Here is a 17,826-nt window from a genome sequence, read left to right as displayed (position 1 = left end):
CGGGCGCTGCCGCGGACCGTCGTCGCCGGTCCGCGGCAGCGTCCCGGGCCGGCGGCACCCCCGCGGGAATACGCCGGCCCGTCACACGCGAGCGGTGTCCTGCCGGCCTGGCTCCGGGGCCCCCGGCAGGTCGGCGAGGAGAGTCATCAGCGCCCGGGCCGCGGGACTCGTGGCGTCCTCGGGCGGGAGCATCGCGACGGTCTGGTACGACACGTCCTCGGTGCCCGCGAGGGGAAGTGAGGCGAGGGTGACCGCCTCCGGCTTGTGCCCGAAGTGGCGCGGCACGACGGCTATCCCGAGCCCCTGCTGGATCAGTTCGAGGAGGCTGTGCACGTCGTTCACCTCCAGAGCCACCGTCCGCTCGACGCCCGCCGCGGCGAACGCGGCGTCGGTGACCCGCCGCGGCCCCCAGTCGGGGTGGAAGTCGACGAAGGCCTCACCGCCCAGGTCCCCGGGCGCGACCGGGCCCCCGGTGGCCAGACGGTGCGCGGGGTGGCACAGGACGGTCATCGGTTCACCCGTCAGCGGTACGGAACGCAGCTGGTCGGTGTCCGCCCGGGTCCTGACGGCGAACGCCAGGTCCAGGCGCCCGGCGGCGACCTCCTCGGCCAGCGCGCCCGAACCCGCCTGCCGCAGCCGGATCTCCACATCGGGGTGCTGCCGCCGGAACGCGGCCAGCAGGCGTGCCACCCCCACCCCGGCGACGCACTGCTCGGTGCCCAGGGAGAGTGTGCCGCGCAGGACGCCCTGCACCGCCGCCACCGCGTCGTGGGCGGCCCGCACCTGGGCGAGGATCCGTTCCGCCTCGCCCAGCAGGGCACGGCCGGCCTCCGTCAGCGTCACGCGGCGGGTGGTGCGCACGAACAACGGCGCTTGTAGCTCCCGTTCCAGGGCGCGGATGGACGCGGACAGGCCCGACTGCGAGACCAGCAGCCGCTCCGCCGCGCGGGTGAAGTGCTGGTCCTCGGCGACGGCGACGAAATGCTGGAGATGGCGCAGTTCCATGATTGAGAAGCCTAGACGCTGAATCCCATCCGATTCTCCTGTTGGACCACTGGCGGTGGGCGGGCGAGAGTGGAGGACGTCTCATCCGGAACTCTCTCTTCCTGGAGCCCACGTTGTACACGGCGCACACCGACCGTTACGAGGCCATGCCCTACCGCCGCACCGGACGCAGCGGTCTGAAACTCCCGGCGCTGTCGCTCGGCCTGTGGCACAACTTCGGCCCCGACCGTCCCGTGGACACCCAGCGGCAGATCCTGCGCCGCGCCTTCGACCTGGGCGTCACCCACTTCGACCTGGCCAACAACTACGGCCCGCCGCCCGGCGCCGCCGAGTCGGCGCTCGGTGCCGCGCTGAAGGCCGACTTCACCCCCTACCGCGACGAACTGGTCATCTCGACCAAGGCCGGATACCTGATGTGGCCGGGCCCGTACGGCGAGTGGGGATCGCGCAAGTACCTGCTGTCCTCGCTCGACCAGAGCCTGTCCCGGATGGGCCTGGACCACGTGGACATCTTCTACTCGCACCGCCCCGACCCGGAGACTCCCCTGGAGGAGACGATGGGCGCCCTGCACTCGGCGGTCGTCCAGGGCAAGGCGCTGTACGTCGGCGTCTCCAACTACTCGGCGGACCAGACCCGGGAGGCCGCTCGCATCCTGGGCGAACTGGGCACCCCGCTGCTCATCCACCAGCCGCGCTACTCGATGCTCGACCGCCGGCCCGAGGAGGAAGGGCTCCTGGACGCGCTGGACGAACTCCAGGTCGGCTCCATCGCCTACTCGCCCCTGGAGCAGGGCCTGCTCACCAGCCGCTACCTCGACGGGATCCCCGAGGGGTCGCGGGCGGCGAGCGACAGCCCGTTCCTGAGTGCCGACAAGGTCACCGAGGATCTGGTGCGGCAACTGCGCGAGCTCGACGAGGTCGCGCGGTCCCGCGGTCAGTCCCTGGCCCAGCTGGCCCTGGCCTGGGTGCTGCGCGGCGACCGGGTGACCTCCGCCCTGATCGGCGCGAGCAGCCCGCGGCAGCTGGAGGACAGCGTGGCGGCGGTGAACACGCTGGACTTCTCCCCGGAGGAGCTGTCCCGGATCGACCGGATCATCGGCGCGGCCGGTCACTGAGACGGCGGGCGTCCTCCGTCAGCCGCCCGGCGCGTCGAGACGCTCCTCCAAATGGACGGCCACCGTGTCTCCCGCCTCCTTGCCGATCGCCTTGCGGACGTCGGCCCTGACGGGCAGTTTGTGCGTCCCGTCGCCCAGGGCCATGAAGGAGCTGCGGAAGGGGTGGCCGTCGACCGTGCCGCGCACCTTGACCAGTCCGCGCGTCCCGAAGAAGCCGACGGACTCCGGCCACACGAGATAGGTCCAGCCACCTTTCTCCGGGCTCTTCCGCAGCACCGCCGTGAAGTGCTCGTCCAGCGCGTTCGCCGTGTTCATGGGTTCCTCCGCTCCCAGTGGTTCTTCTCCAGTGAAGACCACCGGGAGCGGCAGAACTCATCGCGCGGAGTCAGGCGGCGCCCGCCGGCACCCGGTCCAGGAACCCGGACACGCTCCGGATGCGGTCCTCGCCGTCGAGGGTGATCACGTCGAAACCGGCGACGGGCGCGGAGCCGTCGGCCTCGCTGACCAGCTCCCAGCCGAAACGGGCGAGGTCGTGGTGCCCGTCGACCGGACCCGTGAGCCGGAAGGAGAAACCCGGGAACTGCTCCCGCGCCGCCGTGATCACCGCCGCCACCTGGTCGTGGCCGCGGACCTCGGCCAGGGGGTCGGTGTAAGTCCCGTCGGGCGCCCAGGCGGCGGCCACCGCCTTCGCCCGGCTCTCCGGGTCCGGGGCGTTCCAGGCCTCGAAGTAGCGGGCCACTGCGGATGCGTATCGCTCGTTTCCTGCGGACATGGTCGGTCAGCCTCCATCGAGGTGTACACGCTGGTCAGGGACCGGATTCCGCTCCGCGGTCACCCGCCGGGATCCGGTACCGCAACCATGCCGGGCGGCGGCCGGGGCCGTCGATTACCTCAGGGGTAAGAGGGCCCGAACCCTTTCGGCCACCCGCGGCGCTGAATATGCCAAGAGACTGGCTGGAATGGCATGGTGACAGAGTGTCAGTAGTGGCGATACTCGAATACCAGGGTGATTCAGCCACGCCCGCCGAACACCCTCGCACCGATGAGCGTTTCCGCACCGCGGTGCGCAGCACACGAGCCGCAAGGAAAGAGAGGCCGGACCGGCAGCGAGCGCCGTAATGGGGGAGCGATCGTGCATGACGAATTCCTGTGCCATGTGACCGCGTACGGAATATGCGGCGGTCAGCGCGTCGGGGTCCCGCTGGGCACCTATCGCGCACCCACGCTGGCGCTGGCCCTGTGGTGGATGCGGGACCGCGCCTCCTGGATCGCCGAACGCCTCGATCCGCACCCGGACAACCCGAACTTCCCCCCGAACTCCATCGCGCCGGTCGGCCCCGGTGTCCCCGACGTGCCGGCCGTGCTGCGCGCCTGGTGCGGCGACACCGCCCAACAGGAGCTCGTCGCCGAGGAGTTGGCCGCCGGAAAGCTGGTTCGCATCACGACGAACGACGACACCACCGAGTACGAACTGCTCGCCGAGTCCGTGGACGCGCTGCGGATGCAGCGCTTCGTCCCGGTCCTCGCCACACCCGCGGCCTGACCGCCGCCCACCCCGGCTCCCGACTGCTCCCGACCCGCGGTCCCCGCCCAGGCGTACATCGGGATGAATCGCTAGAATTCAGGCATGGGAGAGCGGCCGGTCGCGCCGACAGCGCCCGAACTCGTCCTCGAAACGGAGGCGGGCTCCACGGTGATCAGTCCCAGCCGCGACTACCACGTCGGGCGGGACCCGCTGAGCGACGTCGTGATGGACGACATCCGGGTCTCGTGGCACCACGCGGTGCTGCGGCCCGAGGACGACCACTGGACGATCGAGGACGAGGACAGCACCAACGGCACCTTCGCCGACGGCCGCCGCGTCCACGAATGGGGGGTGGGGCCCGGCAGCGTGATCCGCTTCGGCAACCCCTCCGACGGCCCCCGGGTCGTCCTCGTCGACCGCCCGCCGCCCGCCCCCGAGCGGCCCTCAGCCGTCCTGACACCCTCCGCGACCGGGACCTTCCGGCAGCCGACCACCGTACGGCCGCTGCCCGCCCGCACCGTGCGCATCGGCCGCGGCGGCGACAACGACCTGGTCATCGACGACCTCGTGGTCTCCCGCCGGCACGCGGAACTGCGCGCCCTGCCGGACGGCAGGTACGAGATCGTCGACCTCGGCAGCCACAACGGCACCTTCCTCAACGGACAGCCCGTCGAGCGGGCCGTCATCACCGCCGGTGACATCGTCGGCATCGGCCACTCCGCGTTCTGCCTCGTCGGCGACCAGCTCCAGGAGTACGTCGACACCGGCGAGGTCTCCCTCGACGTCCAGGACCTCGAGGTCGCCGTCGACCGCGGACGCAAGACCCTCCTCGACCGGGTGTCCTTTCCCGTCGGCGAGAAATGCCTGCTCGCCGTCGTCGGCCCCAGCGGCGCGGGCAAGTCCACCCTGCTGAACGCCCTGACCGGACAGCGACCCGCCGACCGGGGCACCGTCCTGTACGACGGACGCGACCTCTACCGGGACTACGCCGAGCTGCGCCAGCGCATCGGACTCGTCCCGCAGGACGACATCCTGCACGCACAGCTCACCGTGCGCAGGGCCCTCACCTACGCGGCCGAGCTGCGGTTCCCGCAGGACACGGCGAAAGCGGAACGCCGCGCCCGGGTCGACGAGGTGATCCGCGAGCTGGGTCTGGCGGAGCGCGCGGGACAGCCCATCCACAGCCTGTCGGGCGGCCAGCGCAAGCGGGTCAGCGTGGCTCTCGAACTGCTGACCAAACCGTCCCTGCTCTTCCTCGACGAGCCGACCTCCGGCCTTGACCCCGGCATGGACCGCTCCGTGATGCACATGCTGCGCGGACTCGCCGACGACGGCCGTACGGTCATCGTGGTCACCCACAGCGTGCTCAGCCTCGATGTCTGCGACCGCCTGCTGGTCCTCGCCCCCGGAGGCAAGGTCGCGTACTACGGGCCGCCCGATGAGGCCCTCGCGTTCTTCGGTTTCCAGGAGTGGCCCGAGGCGTTCGAGGCCTTCGAGCGCGACCACGACCGGGACTGGGCGGGGGAGTACCGGGACTCGACGCTCAACCGCCGGTACATCGCCCACGCGACCGCGCAGCCCCTCATGCCCCGGGGGGAGACCGCCCGTACCTTCGGCCCGCCCCCCAAGGCGCAGAGCTGGGGCGCCCAGCTCGGCACCCTCGTCAGGCGCTACGCCGCCGCGCTCAGCGCCGACAAGACCTTCCTCGTCATCATGATCGCGCTGCCGTTCGTGATGGGCGCGATGGCCCGGGCGCTGGCGGGCAGCCGGCTCACCCAGGAGACGGCGATGAACGCGCTGCTCATCCTCTGCGTCGGCGGCGTGCTCACCGGAGCGGCCAACGCCGTGCGCGAACTGGTCAAGGAACGCGTCATCTACCAGCGCGAACGCGCCGTCGGCCTGTCCAGATCCGCGTACCTCATGTCCAAGGTCGTCGTCCTCGGGACCATCACGGTCCTCCAGGCGGTCGTCCTCACGCTGGTCGCCCTGCTCGGCGTCGACCTCGACGCGCCCGGCGGCAAGGGCGTCCTCCTGCCACCCCTGGCGGAGATCACGGTGGCCGTGGCCATGCTCGCCTTCACGGCGATGATGCTCGGCCTGCTCGTCTCCGCGGTGGTGCGCAAGGAGGAGGTCACCATGCCGCTGCTCGTGCTGCTGGCGATCGTGCAGGTCGTCTTCTGCGGCGCTCTGCTCAAGCTCAACGGGGTGCCCGGCATCGAGCAGCTGGCCTGGCTGGTGCCGTCCCGGTGGGCGCTGGGCGCGATGGCGGGCACGATCGGTCTCGCCCGCATCGTCCCCGGAGAACTCACGGGGGACCCCCTGTTCAAGCACGCGGCGGGCGTGTGGCTGCTGAACATCGGGATGCTCGTCGTGCTCTCCGTCGTCTTCGGCTGCCTGGTGGCCCGTCTGCTGCGCCGCCACGAGCCCGCGGTCATGCGGAAGTAGGTGCGATGACGGCTCCCGACTTCCGCCCCACCCATGTCGTCCCCCGGGACGGGATGTCCGCCTGGGAGGGCCCCGATCCCTCCCGGCCCACGGTGCCGCTCGACGCACTGCTGCCCGTCCAGCTGGTCGACCGGCGCGGGGACTGGGGCCGCGTCGTCTGCGCCAACGGCTGGTCCGCCTGGGTCGACGGCCGCCTGCTGGTCGCCGTACCGCAGGCGCCGCCCGCCGCCGGCAGCGCCCTCACCCGCACGGCGGACCCGCGCCCGCTCCTCACCCGCGTCCAGGAGTCGCTCGCCCGCTTCCGCAGCGCGACGGAGGACCTGACCGCCGGCCGGCTCGACGGGGAGTCCTTCCGCGGCCGTACGCGGGGACTGCGGGCCGGGGTCGTCGTCGACGGCGAGTCGGTCTGGCTGTACGACGCCGACCACGAGCGGTGGGTGTACACCGACGGCACACGGATGGCCACGTACGCCGTACCCGGGGAGCCGTCGGCCGCGGCGCCGGAGCCCGCACGGCCGCACCGCGAGGCCACCCGGGTCGTACGGGATCCGGAGCCCGGGGCCCATCCGCCCCCCGCCGCCGGGCCGCCGCACGCCGAGGCGCGGGCCCCCCGCGCGGACGGACCGGCGCCGACGCGGCCCGCGGACGAAGCCGGGCCGGTGCGCAGCGCGCACGGGGCGCAGTCCCACGAGCCGACCCGGCTGGTGGCGCGAGCGGACACCGATCCGTCCCGGCAGCCGGGTGCCCGGGAGCCGGGGGAGCCGACCCGGCTCGTACGGGAGCCCGCCCCGGAGGCGGGACACGAACCGACGCGGGTCGTGCCACGCGCCGCGGACGCGCCCGACGGCGCGCGACGGCGTGACACGCGCCGGGACGGCCGCTGATGCGCGGCACGCCCGACGACGCGAGCGTCTACGCGGGACGGCCCTCGGGCCTGGTGGGCAAGCAGATCGCCGGCTATCTGATCGAACGCGAGATCGGCCGCGGTGGCATGGCCGTCGTCTACCGCGCCAAGGACCTCCGCCTCGACCGGACCGTCGCCCTGAAGCTGCTCGCGCCGGAGCTCGCGCGCAACGACACCTTCCGCCGCCGCTTCACCCACGAGTCCCGGGTAGCCGCCGCCATCGACCATCCGCACATCGTGCCGGTCTTCGAGGCGGGCGAGACGGACGGCGTCCTGTACATCGCGATGCGCTACGTCGCCGGGCAGGACCTGCGTCATCTGCTGGACCGCGAGGGGCCGTTGCCCGCCGGGACGGCCGTCCGCATCGCCGCGCAGGTGGCGTCCGCGCTCGACGCCGCGCACGAGCACGGCCTCGTGCACCGGGACGTCAAACCCGGCAACATCCTGGTGGCCCGCGGCACGGACAGCGACCACCCCGAGCACGTGTACCTCACGGACTTCGGCCTGACCAAGAAGTCGCTGTCGCTGACCGGTTTCACGACCGTCGGGCAGTTCGTCGGCACCCTCGACTACGTGGCGCCCGAGCAGATCTCCGGGCGCCCGGTCGACGGGCGCTGCGACGTCTACGGCTTCGCGTGCGTCGTCTACGAGACCCTGGCCGGCAAGCCGCCCTTCCAGCGGGACGACGACATGGCCCTGCTGTGGGCCCATCAGTACGACGAGCCGCCGCCGCTCACCGAGAAGCGGCCGGACCTGACCTCCGGCGCCGACGCCGTCCTGGCGAGGGCGCTGGCGAAGAGCCCCGACGACCGGTACGACTCCTGCCTCGCGTTCACGGCGGCGCTGCGGGCCGCCGTGACGGGACGGGTGGACGGCGGTCGTCCGCCGACGCGGGTGGACCACGTGTCGGCGCCCGGCGATCCCGGCGCGCCGCCGGAGCCGCCGGACTGGGCCCGCCCGGTCTTCCGCCGCTGACCCGCGACCCGGGTCACCCGGGGACGGTCCTCAGCCGCACCCCGGCAGCTCACCGCCCCGCGGCAGTTCGGCCGCCACCCCCCCCGGACGCCGACCCGCCCTCCGGCAGCTCGGCCGCCCCCGTGCATCTCAGCCACCGCCCGGCTCCGCCCGGTGGACCGGCACCTCACCCCGCCGGCGCACCCGCGTCGCCGGCAGGGCACCGAGGAAACCGGCGACGAGGCCCCAGAGCACGGCGAACCCGATCGCCGTCCAGAGCCTGGGCCGCAGCAGGAGCTGCCCGGACAGGCCGCCGCCGAGGTCTCCGATGCCGAGCACCGACAGTCCGAAACGCGCCGAGAGACGGGCGAGGAGACAGACCGTCAGTACCGTCAGCGCCAGCGCGGCCGCCAGGTGCAGCGCGTGCTGCCGGCCCCGCACCCGGGCGGGGGAGCGGGTGGCCATCAGGAACGCGGCGCCCAGCAGCAGCACGGCGTCGACGGCCACCAGCCACCACACCCGGCCGTCGTACTCGGCGAGCGTGCGCAGGTTGAGCGTGGCGATGTCCCGGGTGCGCAGCACCTCGTCGAGAACGTGCGGCATGGGAAGACCGAAGGGTCCGTCGACCCGCCCTTCCCAGGTGGCGCCCAGCCCGATCGTGAAGGCGAGCCACACCAGGTTCGGAAGGCCGAGCAGGATCACGGCGAAGGTCTCCGCGACGTGGCCGCGGGTCGCGGCGACCACCAGCGCGACGAGCACCCCGAGGGCCACGGAGGACAACAGCAGGGCGACCATGGCGAAGGCGGCCGGGCGCACCGACTCCTGGAAGCGCACCAGCCGGGCCGGAAGCGGGGCCCGGGGCGAGACGAGCAGGGCCAGCACCAGGACGCCGGCCAGCCACAGCAGCCCGAACAGCAGGGTGTCGGGCAGATCCGCCTCGAAGCCGACCTTCGGGGAGGCGCCGAGCAGATCGCCGAGCTCGGAGACGGCTCCGTCCCCCAGGGAGATCTCGAAGTCCTGCCGGGCGGCGAGCGCGAGCCCGGTCAGTCCCGCCAGCCAGACGACGCCGATCCGGGCGGCCCAGCCACCCAGCTCCGGCGCACCGGCCACGGCCCGGTGCCGCAGCGGGCGAAGGAAGCCGGCGGCGATCACCAGCGCCCCGGCGAGCGTGACCGACAACGGCATCACGGTGAGGGCCGCCTGCGTGTCGGCGAGGGCTCCGGCGTCCCCGGACAGCTCGATGCCGCCACCGACGGCGGTCACCACGGTCGCCGCGACGACCCGCGGGAACGCGGTGTCCGGCAGGTCGGCCGCACCGGCCGCCCACAGACCGAGGGCGGCGATCACACCCATCACGATCAGCCCGGCCAGGACCGTTGTGACGGCCTGGCCCCAGCCGTGGCGGGCGACGGTCCGGTCGGACGCTGTCTGAGGACTCACGTGGTCACGCTAAGCAGGACGGGGGAGGTCCGCCCGCCGGGAAGGGCCGACCGCGTCCGCTTGCGGGGGGCACGGGACCGGAGCACACAATGGCCTCGTCGTGGAATGAAGCGGCGCAAAAAGGATGAAGTGCCGCGGTGTCCCTACGCAGGGAAGAAGAGCTCGTGAGCGTCGAACCGCCGTCCTCCGGCCGTCCCACAGGGCCCCCCTCGGGCCCGCTGTCCGGCCCCTCGCAGCCGGGTGCGTCCCGGCCGGGCCCCACCCAGCCCACCCCCCGGCCCCCGCAGGGGCCCGCGGGCGGTGACTCGGGCGCGGGGGGCACCGGCGGTCCCGGCGGAGGTGGCGGGCCGGGGGGACCGTCCGGACCGCACCGGCCCGGCGGCGCGAGCCGGGGCGGCGGCCCGGACCGCCCCTGGTGGAAGTCGGCCCCCCGGATGGCGCTGATCGCCACCGCGGTCGTGGCGGCGGTGATCCTGGCCGTCGTCCTCACCCGACCGGACGGCACCTCGGGAGGTTCCGCGGACGGCGACGGCGGCGAGGTCTTCCTTCAGGCCGCCGCGAAGACGGGCCCCGACCCGTTCACCGAGTCGACGGCGAAGGACAGCTCCACCACGCCCGAGACCCCCGCGCCGCCCACCGGCACGCCGGAGCCCGCGAACGTGACGCGGGCCGTGGAGGGTTCGGCGCCCGGTCTCTACGGCGGCACCCGCAAGGTCGCCAGCTGCGACGTGGAGAAGCAGATCTCCGCGCTCCGGGCGGACCCGCAGAAGAACAGGGCGTTCGCCTCCGTGGCGGGGGTCCAGCCCTCGGAGGTCCCGGCGCGTCTGCGCTCGCTCACCCCGGTCCAGCTGCGCATGGACACGCGGGTCACCAACCACGGCTACCGCGACGGTGCCGCCACCAGCTACCAGGCGGTTCTGCAGGCGGGCACGGCCGTGCTGGTGGACGACCGCGGTGTGCCGCAGGTGCGCTGTGCCTGCGGCAACCCGCTGACCCCGCCGGTCCCGCAGAAGACGACACCCAGGACGACGGGTGACTCCTGGCCGTCGTACCGGCCGCAGAACGTCGTGGTCGTCACGCCTGCACCGACGGTCGTCGAGGTCTTCGTCCTCTACGACCCGGAGCGCGACGACTGGTTCCGGCGCGAGAAGGGCGACACCGGCAAGAAGGACAAGAAGACCGAGCCGCCGGCCGAGCGGCCGTCCGCGTCGGTCAGCTCCCCGGGCTCCGGCTCCGCGTCGCCGTGCGTGTCCCCGCACGGTGTGCCCGCCCCGTCGGGATGCGAGACGACGTCACCCGGGTCGTCCTCCTCGTCCCCGTCGACGCCCTCGTCACCGCCGAATTCACCGCCGCCACCCCCGTCACCCCCGTCGCCTCCGCCGTCCTCGGCTCCGGAACCGCCCCCCGACTCCTCGTCGGTCTCCGGCGGGACGACGACGGAGTCGGGCTCCACCACCGGCACCCCGGAGTCGGCTTCCTCGCTCGGCGCGCCGCGGTCCGGCACCGGCCCCCGGGTCCTCTGAGCGGGGACAGGACCGGTACGGGCGAGTGGCAAGTGCGCTGCCGCCGCCCGGTCAGCCGGTCCTGACGACCAGCGCGTAGTCCCCGAGGCCGAGCAGCCGGTCGCCGGGAATCTCACCCAGCGCCGAGTAGATCTTCTCGACGCGTCCCGTGGCGGGGTCGAAGGAGATGTCCTTCACGGTGCCCCGCTCGTCGCCGTCCTCGGTCAGCACCCTGGCCCGCAGGGCGTCGTGCGGGGCCGGGGGCGCCGGCACGGCGGAGTCGACGGCGGAGTCGAGGGCGGAGTCCGAGCGGACGAGCACGGCATCCGGACCGAACGCGTGGAAGGCGCTCCAGGGGATCGCCGTTTCCTTGCGGCCCCGCGCGCCGGAGATCCGCGCGTGGCTGACCGTCCCTGATCCGGCGTCCAGGACCAGCGACTCGACGACGCCGATCTCGTTCGCCTCACCGAGCGTCACGACCGGCAGCCCGCGGGCCTGGGAGAACATCATCACGCCGTCGTCCCCTTCTCGAACCCGTCCTGAACCCCGCTGCGCGCGCCCTGTCCGAACCCGGTCCGTGTCGCGTCGGGTGTGCCCGCGTCGATCCCGGTCCGTGTCGCGTCCGATGTGCCCGCGTCGATCCCGGTCCGTGTCGCGTCGGGTGTGCCCGCGTCGAACCCGGTCCGTGTCCCGCCGTGCGCGCTGCCCTCGGTCTCCGGCCGCCTGGCCGCGGCGCTGCGGAGCTGGAACGCCTCGACCTGGCTGACGAAACCGGCGAGGTCGTCGGCGACGAAGCGGGTGGCGTCGGCGGGGATGACCAGGGCCTGTCCCGAGACGGCGAGCGTCTCGCCCCGCGGGACGAAGACCTTGTGCCGACGCCGTTTCGAGCCCGGCTCCAGCGCCTCCCGCGCGGCGATCCGGAAACCGACCACGCGCCCGCTGGTGCCGCCCTCGACCACGATGTCCAGCACCGTGCCGACCTCCGCGCCCGTGTCCGTCAGCACCTTGGCACCCAGCACCTGGCCGTGTGCCGCCTCGTCCCTCGCCACCACCGCCGCCGGCTCGGCCAGTGCGTCGAGACCGCGGATCATGACGGCGTGCCGGCCGAGCGAGTGCACCGCGTTCCAGGGAAGGCTCTGCTTCAGCGGACCCGCGAGCAGCCCCCGGCCACTGAGCGTGAAGCCCGTGACCCGGCCGGCCGGGCCGTCGAAGACGGTGTCCTTGACCTGCGCGACCACATCACCGCCCAGGGTGACCACAGGACGTTTGGTGAGACCGCGGGCGGCCATCAACTCGCTCACCGCGTCCCCCTCCTGCCGCTCTTCCCGAACCCGCGTCCGCGCTGCACCGCGATGACGGTCCCCGACCGCCTGCTCGTCTGCACCCACACGGCTGCCACGGCGATCAGCGCCAGCGCAGCGACAACGACGACGAGCCATACCCACCAGGCCACCGTCCACCTCCGGTCATCGAGGCCTACCGGCCGCAGTCGGCCGGATCCGGCTCTGTCCGTCTGCCCCGGGCGGACCGGAGGATGCGCCCCTGTCCCCGGGGACGGCAACCGGCCGGAACGGCGCGGGATTTCAGCCGTGAGAGGTGTACCGGATCGTTACGGCAAGCAATTGTTGCCTGACGTCAACGACCGGCTACGGTGGGGCGAGACACCGCTCCACGACGGCGCCGTACGGGCGCCGTCCCCCTGCGACCACCCCCATGCCCCCGCAGGCGTCCCTGTCCCCGAAATAGAAGGATCGCCGTGCATTCAGGTCGGAGTCCAGGCCAGGCGGCCATGTCACTGTCCGTGCGCGAGGCCGGCCGGTCGACCGTGATCGCCGTCCGCGGAGAGGTGGACCTGGACAACGCGGGGCAGCTCGACGAGGCGATCACTTCGGCGGCCCCCGCCCGTCCGGGCCCGGTGGTCCTCGACCTGGCCGAGGTCGCCTTCGCGGACTCGACCACGATCAACGTCATCCTCCGGGCCTACGGCGCACTCGGCGCCCGCCTGCGGCTGGCGGCTCTCTCGCCGTACATGGACCGGCTCCTGGGCATCACCGGCGTCTCGGACGCGCTGCCCGTGTACGGCACGGTTTCCCAGGCGCTGGAGGCTGACGCTCCGCAGGGCTGAGCCCCACGGAGCCGCCCCGTCCCTCAGGACGGCCCCCGTCCCGGCTCCGCAGACGCGCGGGCCAGGGACGGGCCGAGCGACCACAGTCCCGTCAGCAGTGCCCTCAGGTCGGCGTCCGGCATGTGCAGCAGCGCGTCCCTGATCCAGGCGGCGCGCTGCCGGCGCACGGAGTCCAGGACGCTGTGGCCGCGCTGCGTCAGGTCCAGGGCGATGCCCCTGCGGTCCTCGGAGACCGGGGAGCGGGTCAGCAGTCCCGCCCGCTCCAGGCTGTCGCACACACGGCTCGCCCGGGAACGGCTGATCCGCGCGTGGTCGGCGAACGCCGCGAGGCTCAGGCCGGGGGAGGTGCCGACCAGGGTCAGGGCGCGCAACAGCGACGGGGACAGCCTGCTGTCGACCGCCACCGCCGTCCGGGCCGACACGGCCACCAGGATCTCCGCCGCGGACGACAACTGCTCGGCGGCACGAAGCAGCACTTCCTCCCGCACCGGGGGGTTCTGGCCTTCCATCTGTCCGCAACCTCTGTACTCGCACCGCACCCGGTGACCGTTCGCTCTCCGACTGTGGGCCCTGCCCGGCCACCCCGGGATGACACCGTCCCCATGTGGGAATCCTGTGACGAAACTCGCAGGCAGTCCCCGTACGGCCCCTGACGGGCCTGCCGGGGCTCCGGAGAAAACCGGGACGACTGAGAACGGCTTCCCGGGGTAGGAGCGCCCTGCAGCAGCTTCAGGACGTCCCGGCTTCCGAGAGAGACAGGCATGATCGAGCACTTGGGCGGAGCAGTGATACCGACTGGCTTCGACGTGCCCGTGGAACCGCTTCGGCGGACGGCGCACTACACGGGCGAGCCGGGGTGCATCGCAGAGGCACGGGCGTTCGCCGAGCTGTTTCTCGAGCAGCTCCGCTCCGAGTGGTGCGCCGAGGCCGACCCGCGGACCGGCGGCGACCTCCTGCTGATCGTCAGCGAACTGGTCACCAACGCGGACCGGCACAGCCAGGGACCGTACATCCTGGAACTCGAAGGAACCGACAGCTCCGTGGCCGTCGCGGTCTACGACAGCAGCGTGGCCCTGCCCCGGCGCTTTCCGCGCGACCCCCAGCGGATCGGCCGGCACGGACTCGAGATCGTCCACGCCCTCGCCACCGAGGTCTCGGTCGCCCGGGTCCCGGTCGGCAAGTGCGTCAGAGCCGTCCTCGACCTGCGCCCTTGAACCGGACACGCAGGATGCGACCACGACCCCGACGGCACACAGCTGCACCCGACGGCCTCCTCGCCCGGTGGACCGGCCGTGACACGGCCCGGTGCGCCGCCGCGGCATGCCCACGCGCAGGTGATTCGAGGGGATGAGCGTGGCAGATCGCCCGCTGGGGATCAGTGAACGCGGTGTCATGCCTCGCCTGGGGACGTCCGACCCGCTCTGGGAACTGGAAGCCGCCCCCGCGCTGCTGCTGGTCGAGGACGACGCCGGGGACGCCCTGCTGGTGCGCGAGGTCCTCGCGGACAGCGGCCTGCCGATGGGCATCACCTGGTGCAAGTCCCTGTCCGAGGCCCGCGCCTTCCTGCAGCGCTCCCGGCACTCCGTGTGCGTCCTGCTCGACCTGCACCTGCCCGACACCCACGGACTCAGCGCGGTCCGCCTCGTCCGCGACGCGTCACCCGACGCGGCCGTCGTGGTGCTCACCGGCGTGGCCGAGAACGAGGCGGGCCTCGCCGCGGTCGCCGAGGGCGCCCAGGACTTCCTCTCCAAGGACGGGCTGGGCCCGGAGACCCTGAGCCGCGCGGTGCGCTACGCCCTCCAGCGCAAGCAGGTGGAGCGCTCCAGCGCCGAACTCCAGGCGAGCCGGCTGCTGGCCCAGGAGAACGCACGTCTGGAGCGCGGGCTGCTGCCCACACCCCTGCTGCGCGGAGACGGCTGTGCGGTGGCCTCCCGCTACAGCCCCGGCCGGGACCACGCCCTGCTCGGCGGGGACTTCTTCGACGTCGTCGAGAGCGCGGACGGCACCGTCCACGCGGTGATCGGCGACGTCTCGGGCCACGGAGCGGCCGAGGCGGCCCTCGGCGTCTGCCTGCGGGTGGCATGGCGGGCCGCCGTGCTCTCCGGATGCGTCGGCACGGAACAGGTCCGCCTCCTGGAGGAGATCCTCGGTGCCGAGCGCGCCGCCGACTACATCTTCGCCACCCTCACCATTCTGCGACTGAGCGAGGACCGCAGCCGGCTGCGCCTCATCCGGGCCGGGCACCCCGGGCTGCTCGTGCGCACGTCCGGCGGGATCGACCTGCTGGAGCCGCCCCCCGGCCCCGCGCTCGGGCTGATCCCGGGCCTGGCCCGGTGGCCGGAGACCGAACTGCCCGCGCACGACATCAGCGCCCTGACCCTGTTCACCGACGGCCTGTTCGAGGGCGTCGTGGCACAGGACAGGCGTCTCGGAGAAGAAGGACTGCTCGAAGTGGCGAGGAAACACATGGGCCTGCACGGGCGGCCGTTCGTCGACGCCGTCGTCGACGAGGTCGCGGAACTGACCGCCGCCCACGGAGGGCTCGCCGACGACGTGGCCGTCCTGCACCTGGCGACGGACGGCGCCTCGTGAACCGTCCGGCAGCGTCCCGGGAGAACGGCGGGGCCACGGTGAGCGGTACGGACGAGAAGCCGACGGGCATGGCCCGGCTGAGCGTGCAGGGCTGGATCAACGTCGTGCTGGCGGCGAACGTGCTGCTGGTCGTCGTCTTCGCCGTGGCCGGCAGCATCCTGCAGTCCCGCGCCGAAGAGCGCATGGACCGGCTCGGCTACCGCATCCAGCCCGCCCGGTCGGCAGCATTCCAGCTGGAGACGTCACTCGTGGACCAGGAGACGGGCGTGCGCGGCTTCGTGCTGAGCAAGGACCCCTCCTTCCTGGAACCGTACGAGTCCGGGGTGCGGGCCGAGAAGGAGCTGAACGACCGGCTCGCCACGGCACTCGCCGGACATCCCCGGATCGCCGCCGACCTGCGCGAGGTCCGGCGGACCGGGGAGGCCTGGCGCCGCGACCACGCGCGGCCCCTCATCGAGGCGGCCCGGTCCTCCGCCGGACGGGACACGCCCGGCCTGGACGCGAGCAAGACCGCGTTCGACACGACCAGGACCCGGCTCGCGCAGCTGGAGAGGGACATCCGGCAGCTGCGCGACGAGACCCGCGCCTCGGCACAGGACAGCCGCCGGCTCCGCACCTACTTCTTCGTCGGCATGCTCGCCGCCTTCCTGGCGAGCGGCGTCGCGCTGACGCTGCTCCTGCGCCGGATCGTGGGGCGCCCGCTGCGCGCCCTCGAGGCGGCCTCCGTGGAGGTCGGCGGGGGAGACTTCACGCACCGGATCCGGCTGGACGGGCCCCGGGACCTGGAGGCGGTGGCCCGGTCCGTCGAGGAGATGCGCCGGCGCATCGTGGACGAGCTGTCCGAGTCGAAGAGCCGAGAGGGACTCCTGCGCGAGCAGACGGCCGAACTGGACGCCCAGACCCTCGAACTGAAGCGCTCCAACGCCGAGTTGGAACAGTTCGCCTACGTCGCCTCGCACGACCTCCAGGAACCGCTGCGCAAGGTCGCGTCCTTCTGCCAGCTCCTGGAGAAGCGCTACGGGGATCAGCTCGACGACCGGGCCAAGCAGTACATCGACTTCGCCGTGGACGGCGCCAAGCGCATGCAGGTCCTCATCAACGACCTGCTGACCTTCTCCCGGGTCGGCCGCGTCGGCGAGGAGCAGGCCGGGGTCGCGCTGGACGACGTGCTGGACCGGGCACTGGCCAACCTCAGCGTGTCCCTGGAGGAGACCGGGGCCCGCGTCGTGCGCGAGGGGCCGCTGCCCACCGTGACGGGCGACCCGACGACCCTCGCGATGCTGTGGCAGAACCTGATCGGCAACGCGGTGAAGTTCCGGCACCCCGACCGGGCGCCCGAGGTCGTCGTCGGCTGCGCGGCGGAGCCGGAGGACGGCCGGTGGCAGCTGTCCGTGAGCGACAACGGGATCGGTATCGAACCGGAGTTCAGGGAGAAGGTCTTCGTCATCTTCCAGCGGCTGCACGGCCGTGACGAGTACGACGGCACGGGCATCGGACTTGCCCTGTGCCGGAAGATCGTCGAGCATCACGGAGGCGGCATCAGCCTGGACGGTGCCGCCGGTGAGGGCACGCGCGTGTGCTTCACCCTGCCCGCCGCGACGCAGCAGCCGAAGTCCCCGGAGCGGGCCGAGGCGTCGCGCCCCCATGAAGGAGCCCGTACGTGACTTCCCCCGCGGAACCCATTCAGGTCCTGCTCGTCGAGGACGATCCTGGCGACGAGCTGATGACCCGTGAGGCGTTCGAGGACAACAAGATCCGCAACACCCTGCACGTCGTCCGGGACGGCGAGGAGGCGCTCGACTTCCTCTACCGCCGGGACAAGCACGCGGACGCGCCACGGCCCGATCTGATCCTGCTGGACCTCAACCTGCCCAAGTACGACGGCCGGCAGGTGCTGGAGCGGATCAAGTCGGACGACGACCTCGCACTCATCCCGGTCGTCGTGCTGACCACGTCCTCCGCGGAGGAGGACATCCTGCGCAGCTACCGGCTGCACGCCAACGCGTACGTGACCAAACCGGTCGACCTGGACCAGTTCATCGCGGCCGTCCGGCAGATCGACGACTTCTTCGTGACCGTGGTGAAGCTGCCCAAGACCACGTGACGCTCCGGTGCGGATGTCACCGAGTGGGCTCCGTTCCCCTTCCTCGCCGGTGACATACGGCGGGGCGGCCGTCCATGAATGCCGCGAGCCGGGGCACAGTGAGAGGGGCGGCACG

Annotated in this window: 18 protein-coding genes; 11 read left to right on the top strand and 7 right to left on the bottom strand. The window is 72.8% G+C overall.

Annotation, left to right across the window (positions count from 1 at the left end; all coding sequences use genetic code 11):
- Positions 1-81: 81 nt before the first annotated feature.
- On the bottom strand, positions 82-1,005 hold the full coding sequence (locus ACFYP4_RS10365) for a LysR family transcriptional regulator (protein WP_358855176.1): 924 nt from the start codon (positions 1,003-1,005) through the stop codon (positions 82-84).
- Between the two features lie 113 nt (positions 1,006-1,118).
- On the opposite strand from ACFYP4_RS10365, the gene mgrA reads away from it, so the two are divergent.
- Positions 1,119-2,120: an L-glyceraldehyde 3-phosphate reductase gene (gene mgrA, locus ACFYP4_RS10360; RefSeq protein ID WP_388784548.1), complete on the top strand. Its 1,002-nt coding sequence runs from the start codon at positions 1,119-1,121 to the stop codon at positions 2,118-2,120.
- Positions 2,121-2,138: 18 nt separating this feature from the next.
- On the opposite strand, the gene ACFYP4_RS10355 is transcribed toward mgrA, so the two are convergent.
- Together ACFYP4_RS10355 and ACFYP4_RS10350 are read right to left on the bottom strand one after the other, a co-directional pair.
- Positions 2,139-2,435 (bottom strand): DUF1905 domain-containing protein, encoded by a 297-nt coding sequence (locus tag ACFYP4_RS10355; protein WP_358855178.1) that lies wholly within the window; start codon positions 2,433-2,435, stop codon positions 2,139-2,141.
- Positions 2,436-2,505: 70 nt separating this feature from the next.
- On the bottom strand, positions 2,506-2,892 hold the full coding sequence (locus ACFYP4_RS10350) for a nuclear transport factor 2 family protein (RefSeq protein WP_358855179.1): 387 nt from the start codon (positions 2,890-2,892) through the stop codon (positions 2,506-2,508).
- A 360-nt stretch (positions 2,893-3,252) separates the two neighbouring features.
- Here ACFYP4_RS10350 and ACFYP4_RS10345 point away from each other — a divergent pair, with 360 nt between their 5' ends.
- The 4 genes from ACFYP4_RS10345 to ACFYP4_RS10330 all read left to right on the top strand — a co-directional run bounded on the left by ACFYP4_RS10345 (position 3,253) and on the right by ACFYP4_RS10330 (position 7,969).
- Positions 3,253-3,663 (top strand): hypothetical protein, encoded by a 411-nt coding sequence (locus ACFYP4_RS10345; protein WP_358855180.1) that lies wholly within the window; start codon positions 3,253-3,255, stop codon positions 3,661-3,663.
- An 84-nt stretch (positions 3,664-3,747) separates the two neighbouring features.
- A complete protein-coding gene (locus ACFYP4_RS10340) occupies positions 3,748-6,090 on the top strand; it encodes an FHA domain-containing protein (protein WP_358855181.1) in 2,343 nt (780 codons plus the stop codon).
- 5 nt (positions 6,091-6,095) lie between these two features.
- Positions 6,096-6,974 carry a hypothetical protein gene (locus ACFYP4_RS10335; RefSeq protein WP_358855182.1) on the top strand — a complete coding sequence of 293 codons (879 nt, stop codon included), beginning with the start codon at positions 6,096-6,098 and terminating at the stop codon, positions 6,972-6,974.
- Positions 6,974-7,969, top strand: coding sequence for a serine/threonine-protein kinase (locus ACFYP4_RS10330; RefSeq protein WP_358855183.1), 996 nt, complete (start codon positions 6,974-6,976; stop codon positions 7,967-7,969). Before ACFYP4_RS10335 ends, ACFYP4_RS10330 begins: the two co-directional genes overlap by 1 nt.
- Positions 7,970-8,098: 129 nt before the next feature.
- On the opposite strand, the gene ACFYP4_RS10325 is transcribed toward ACFYP4_RS10330, so the two are convergent.
- Positions 8,099-9,388 (bottom strand): streptophobe family protein, encoded by a 1,290-nt coding sequence (locus tag ACFYP4_RS10325; protein WP_358855184.1) that lies wholly within the window; start codon positions 9,386-9,388, stop codon positions 8,099-8,101.
- 164 nt (positions 9,389-9,552) lie between these two features.
- Here ACFYP4_RS10325 and ACFYP4_RS10320 point away from each other — a divergent pair, with 164 nt between their 5' ends.
- Positions 9,553-10,911 (top strand): DUF6777 domain-containing protein, encoded by a 1,359-nt coding sequence (locus ACFYP4_RS10320; protein ID WP_388784541.1) that lies wholly within the window; start codon positions 9,553-9,555, stop codon positions 10,909-10,911.
- 51 nt (positions 10,912-10,962) lie between these two features.
- On the opposite strand, the gene ACFYP4_RS10315 is transcribed toward ACFYP4_RS10320, so the two are convergent.
- Entirely contained in the window at positions 10,963-11,400 is a 438-nt protein-coding gene (locus ACFYP4_RS10315) for a PRC-barrel domain-containing protein (protein ID WP_358855194.1), read from the bottom strand.
- Complete coding sequence (locus ACFYP4_RS10310) at positions 11,400-12,191, bottom strand: PRC-barrel domain-containing protein (RefSeq protein ID WP_358855186.1); 792 nt, start codon at positions 12,189-12,191, stop codon at positions 11,400-11,402. Before ACFYP4_RS10310 ends, ACFYP4_RS10315 begins: the two co-directional genes overlap by 1 nt.
- A 488-nt stretch (positions 12,192-12,679) precedes the next feature.
- On the opposite strand from ACFYP4_RS10310, the gene ACFYP4_RS10305 reads away from it, so the two are divergent.
- Positions 12,680-13,015 carry an STAS domain-containing protein gene (locus ACFYP4_RS10305; protein WP_388784538.1) on the top strand — a complete coding sequence of 112 codons (336 nt, stop codon included), beginning with the start codon at positions 12,680-12,682 and terminating at the stop codon, positions 13,013-13,015.
- 23 nt (positions 13,016-13,038) lie between these two features.
- On the opposite strand, the gene ACFYP4_RS10300 is transcribed toward ACFYP4_RS10305, so the two are convergent.
- Positions 13,039-13,524 (bottom strand): MarR family winged helix-turn-helix transcriptional regulator, encoded by a 486-nt coding sequence (locus tag ACFYP4_RS10300; protein WP_388784535.1) that lies wholly within the window; start codon positions 13,522-13,524, stop codon positions 13,039-13,041.
- A 252-nt stretch (positions 13,525-13,776) separates the two neighbouring features.
- On the opposite strand from ACFYP4_RS10300, the gene ACFYP4_RS10295 reads away from it, so the two are divergent.
- From ACFYP4_RS10295 to ACFYP4_RS10280, 4 genes are all read left to right on the top strand, one after another.
- A complete protein-coding gene (locus ACFYP4_RS10295) occupies positions 13,777-14,229 on the top strand; it encodes an ATP-binding protein (RefSeq protein WP_388784532.1) in 453 nt (150 codons plus the stop codon).
- A 133-nt stretch (positions 14,230-14,362) separates the two neighbouring features.
- Positions 14,363-15,607 carry a PP2C family protein-serine/threonine phosphatase gene (locus tag ACFYP4_RS10290; RefSeq protein ID WP_388784529.1) on the top strand — a complete coding sequence of 415 codons (1,245 nt, stop codon included), beginning with the start codon at positions 14,363-14,365 and terminating at the stop codon, positions 15,605-15,607.
- Entirely contained in the window at positions 15,604-17,271 is a 1,668-nt protein-coding gene (locus tag ACFYP4_RS10285) for a CHASE3 domain-containing protein (RefSeq protein ID WP_358855190.1), read from the top strand. Before ACFYP4_RS10290 ends, ACFYP4_RS10285 begins: the two co-directional genes overlap by 4 nt.
- A complete protein-coding gene (locus tag ACFYP4_RS10280; protein ID WP_358855191.1) occupies positions 17,268-17,711 on the top strand; it encodes a response regulator in 444 nt (147 codons plus the stop codon). Before ACFYP4_RS10285 ends, ACFYP4_RS10280 begins: the two co-directional genes overlap by 4 nt.
- Positions 17,712-17,826 lie beyond the last annotated feature (115 nt).

It is taken from the genome of Streptomyces sp. NPDC005551 (assembly GCF_042871785.1).
Taxonomy (GTDB): domain Bacteria; phylum Actinomycetota; class Actinomycetes; order Streptomycetales; family Streptomycetaceae; genus Streptomyces.
The sequence above is the reverse complement of the archived record's forward strand: the minus strand, read 5'-3'. Positions and strand labels throughout refer to the sequence as shown.

What these genes read in the sequence shown, in the direction of transcription:
- ACFYP4_RS10365 (WP_358855176.1), bottom strand. Translation starts at nt 1,005, where the DNA reads ATGGAACTGCGCCATCTCCAGCATTTCGTCGCCGTCGCCGAGGACCAG.
- ACFYP4_RS10355 (WP_358855178.1), bottom strand. Translation starts at nt 2,435, where the DNA reads ATGAACACGGCGAACGCGCTGGACGAGCACTTCACGGCGGTGCTGCGG.
- ACFYP4_RS10350 (WP_358855179.1), bottom strand. Translation starts at nt 2,892, where the DNA reads ATGTCCGCAGGAAACGAGCGATACGCATCCGCAGTGGCCCGCTACTTC.
- ACFYP4_RS10340 (WP_358855181.1), top strand. Translation starts at nt 3,748, where the DNA reads ATGGGAGAGCGGCCGGTCGCGCCGACAGCGCCCGAACTCGTCCTCGAA.
- ACFYP4_RS10335 (WP_358855182.1), top strand. Translation starts at nt 6,096, where the DNA reads ATGACGGCTCCCGACTTCCGCCCCACCCATGTCGTCCCCCGGGACGGG.
- ACFYP4_RS10330 (WP_358855183.1), top strand. Translation starts at nt 6,974, where the DNA reads ATGCGCGGCACGCCCGACGACGCGAGCGTCTACGCGGGACGGCCCTCG.
- ACFYP4_RS10315 (WP_358855194.1), bottom strand. Translation starts at nt 11,400, where the DNA reads ATGATGTTCTCCCAGGCCCGCGGGCTGCCGGTCGTGACGCTCGGTGAG.
- ACFYP4_RS10305 (WP_388784538.1), top strand. Translation starts at nt 12,680, where the DNA reads ATGTCACTGTCCGTGCGCGAGGCCGGCCGGTCGACCGTGATCGCCGTC.
- ACFYP4_RS10300 (WP_388784535.1), bottom strand. Translation starts at nt 13,524, where the DNA reads ATGGAAGGCCAGAACCCCCCGGTGCGGGAGGAAGTGCTGCTTCGTGCC.
- ACFYP4_RS10295 (WP_388784532.1), top strand. Translation starts at nt 13,777, where the DNA reads ATGATCGAGCACTTGGGCGGAGCAGTGATACCGACTGGCTTCGACGTG.
- ACFYP4_RS10290 (WP_388784529.1), top strand. Translation starts at nt 14,363, where the DNA reads ATGAGCGTGGCAGATCGCCCGCTGGGGATCAGTGAACGCGGTGTCATG.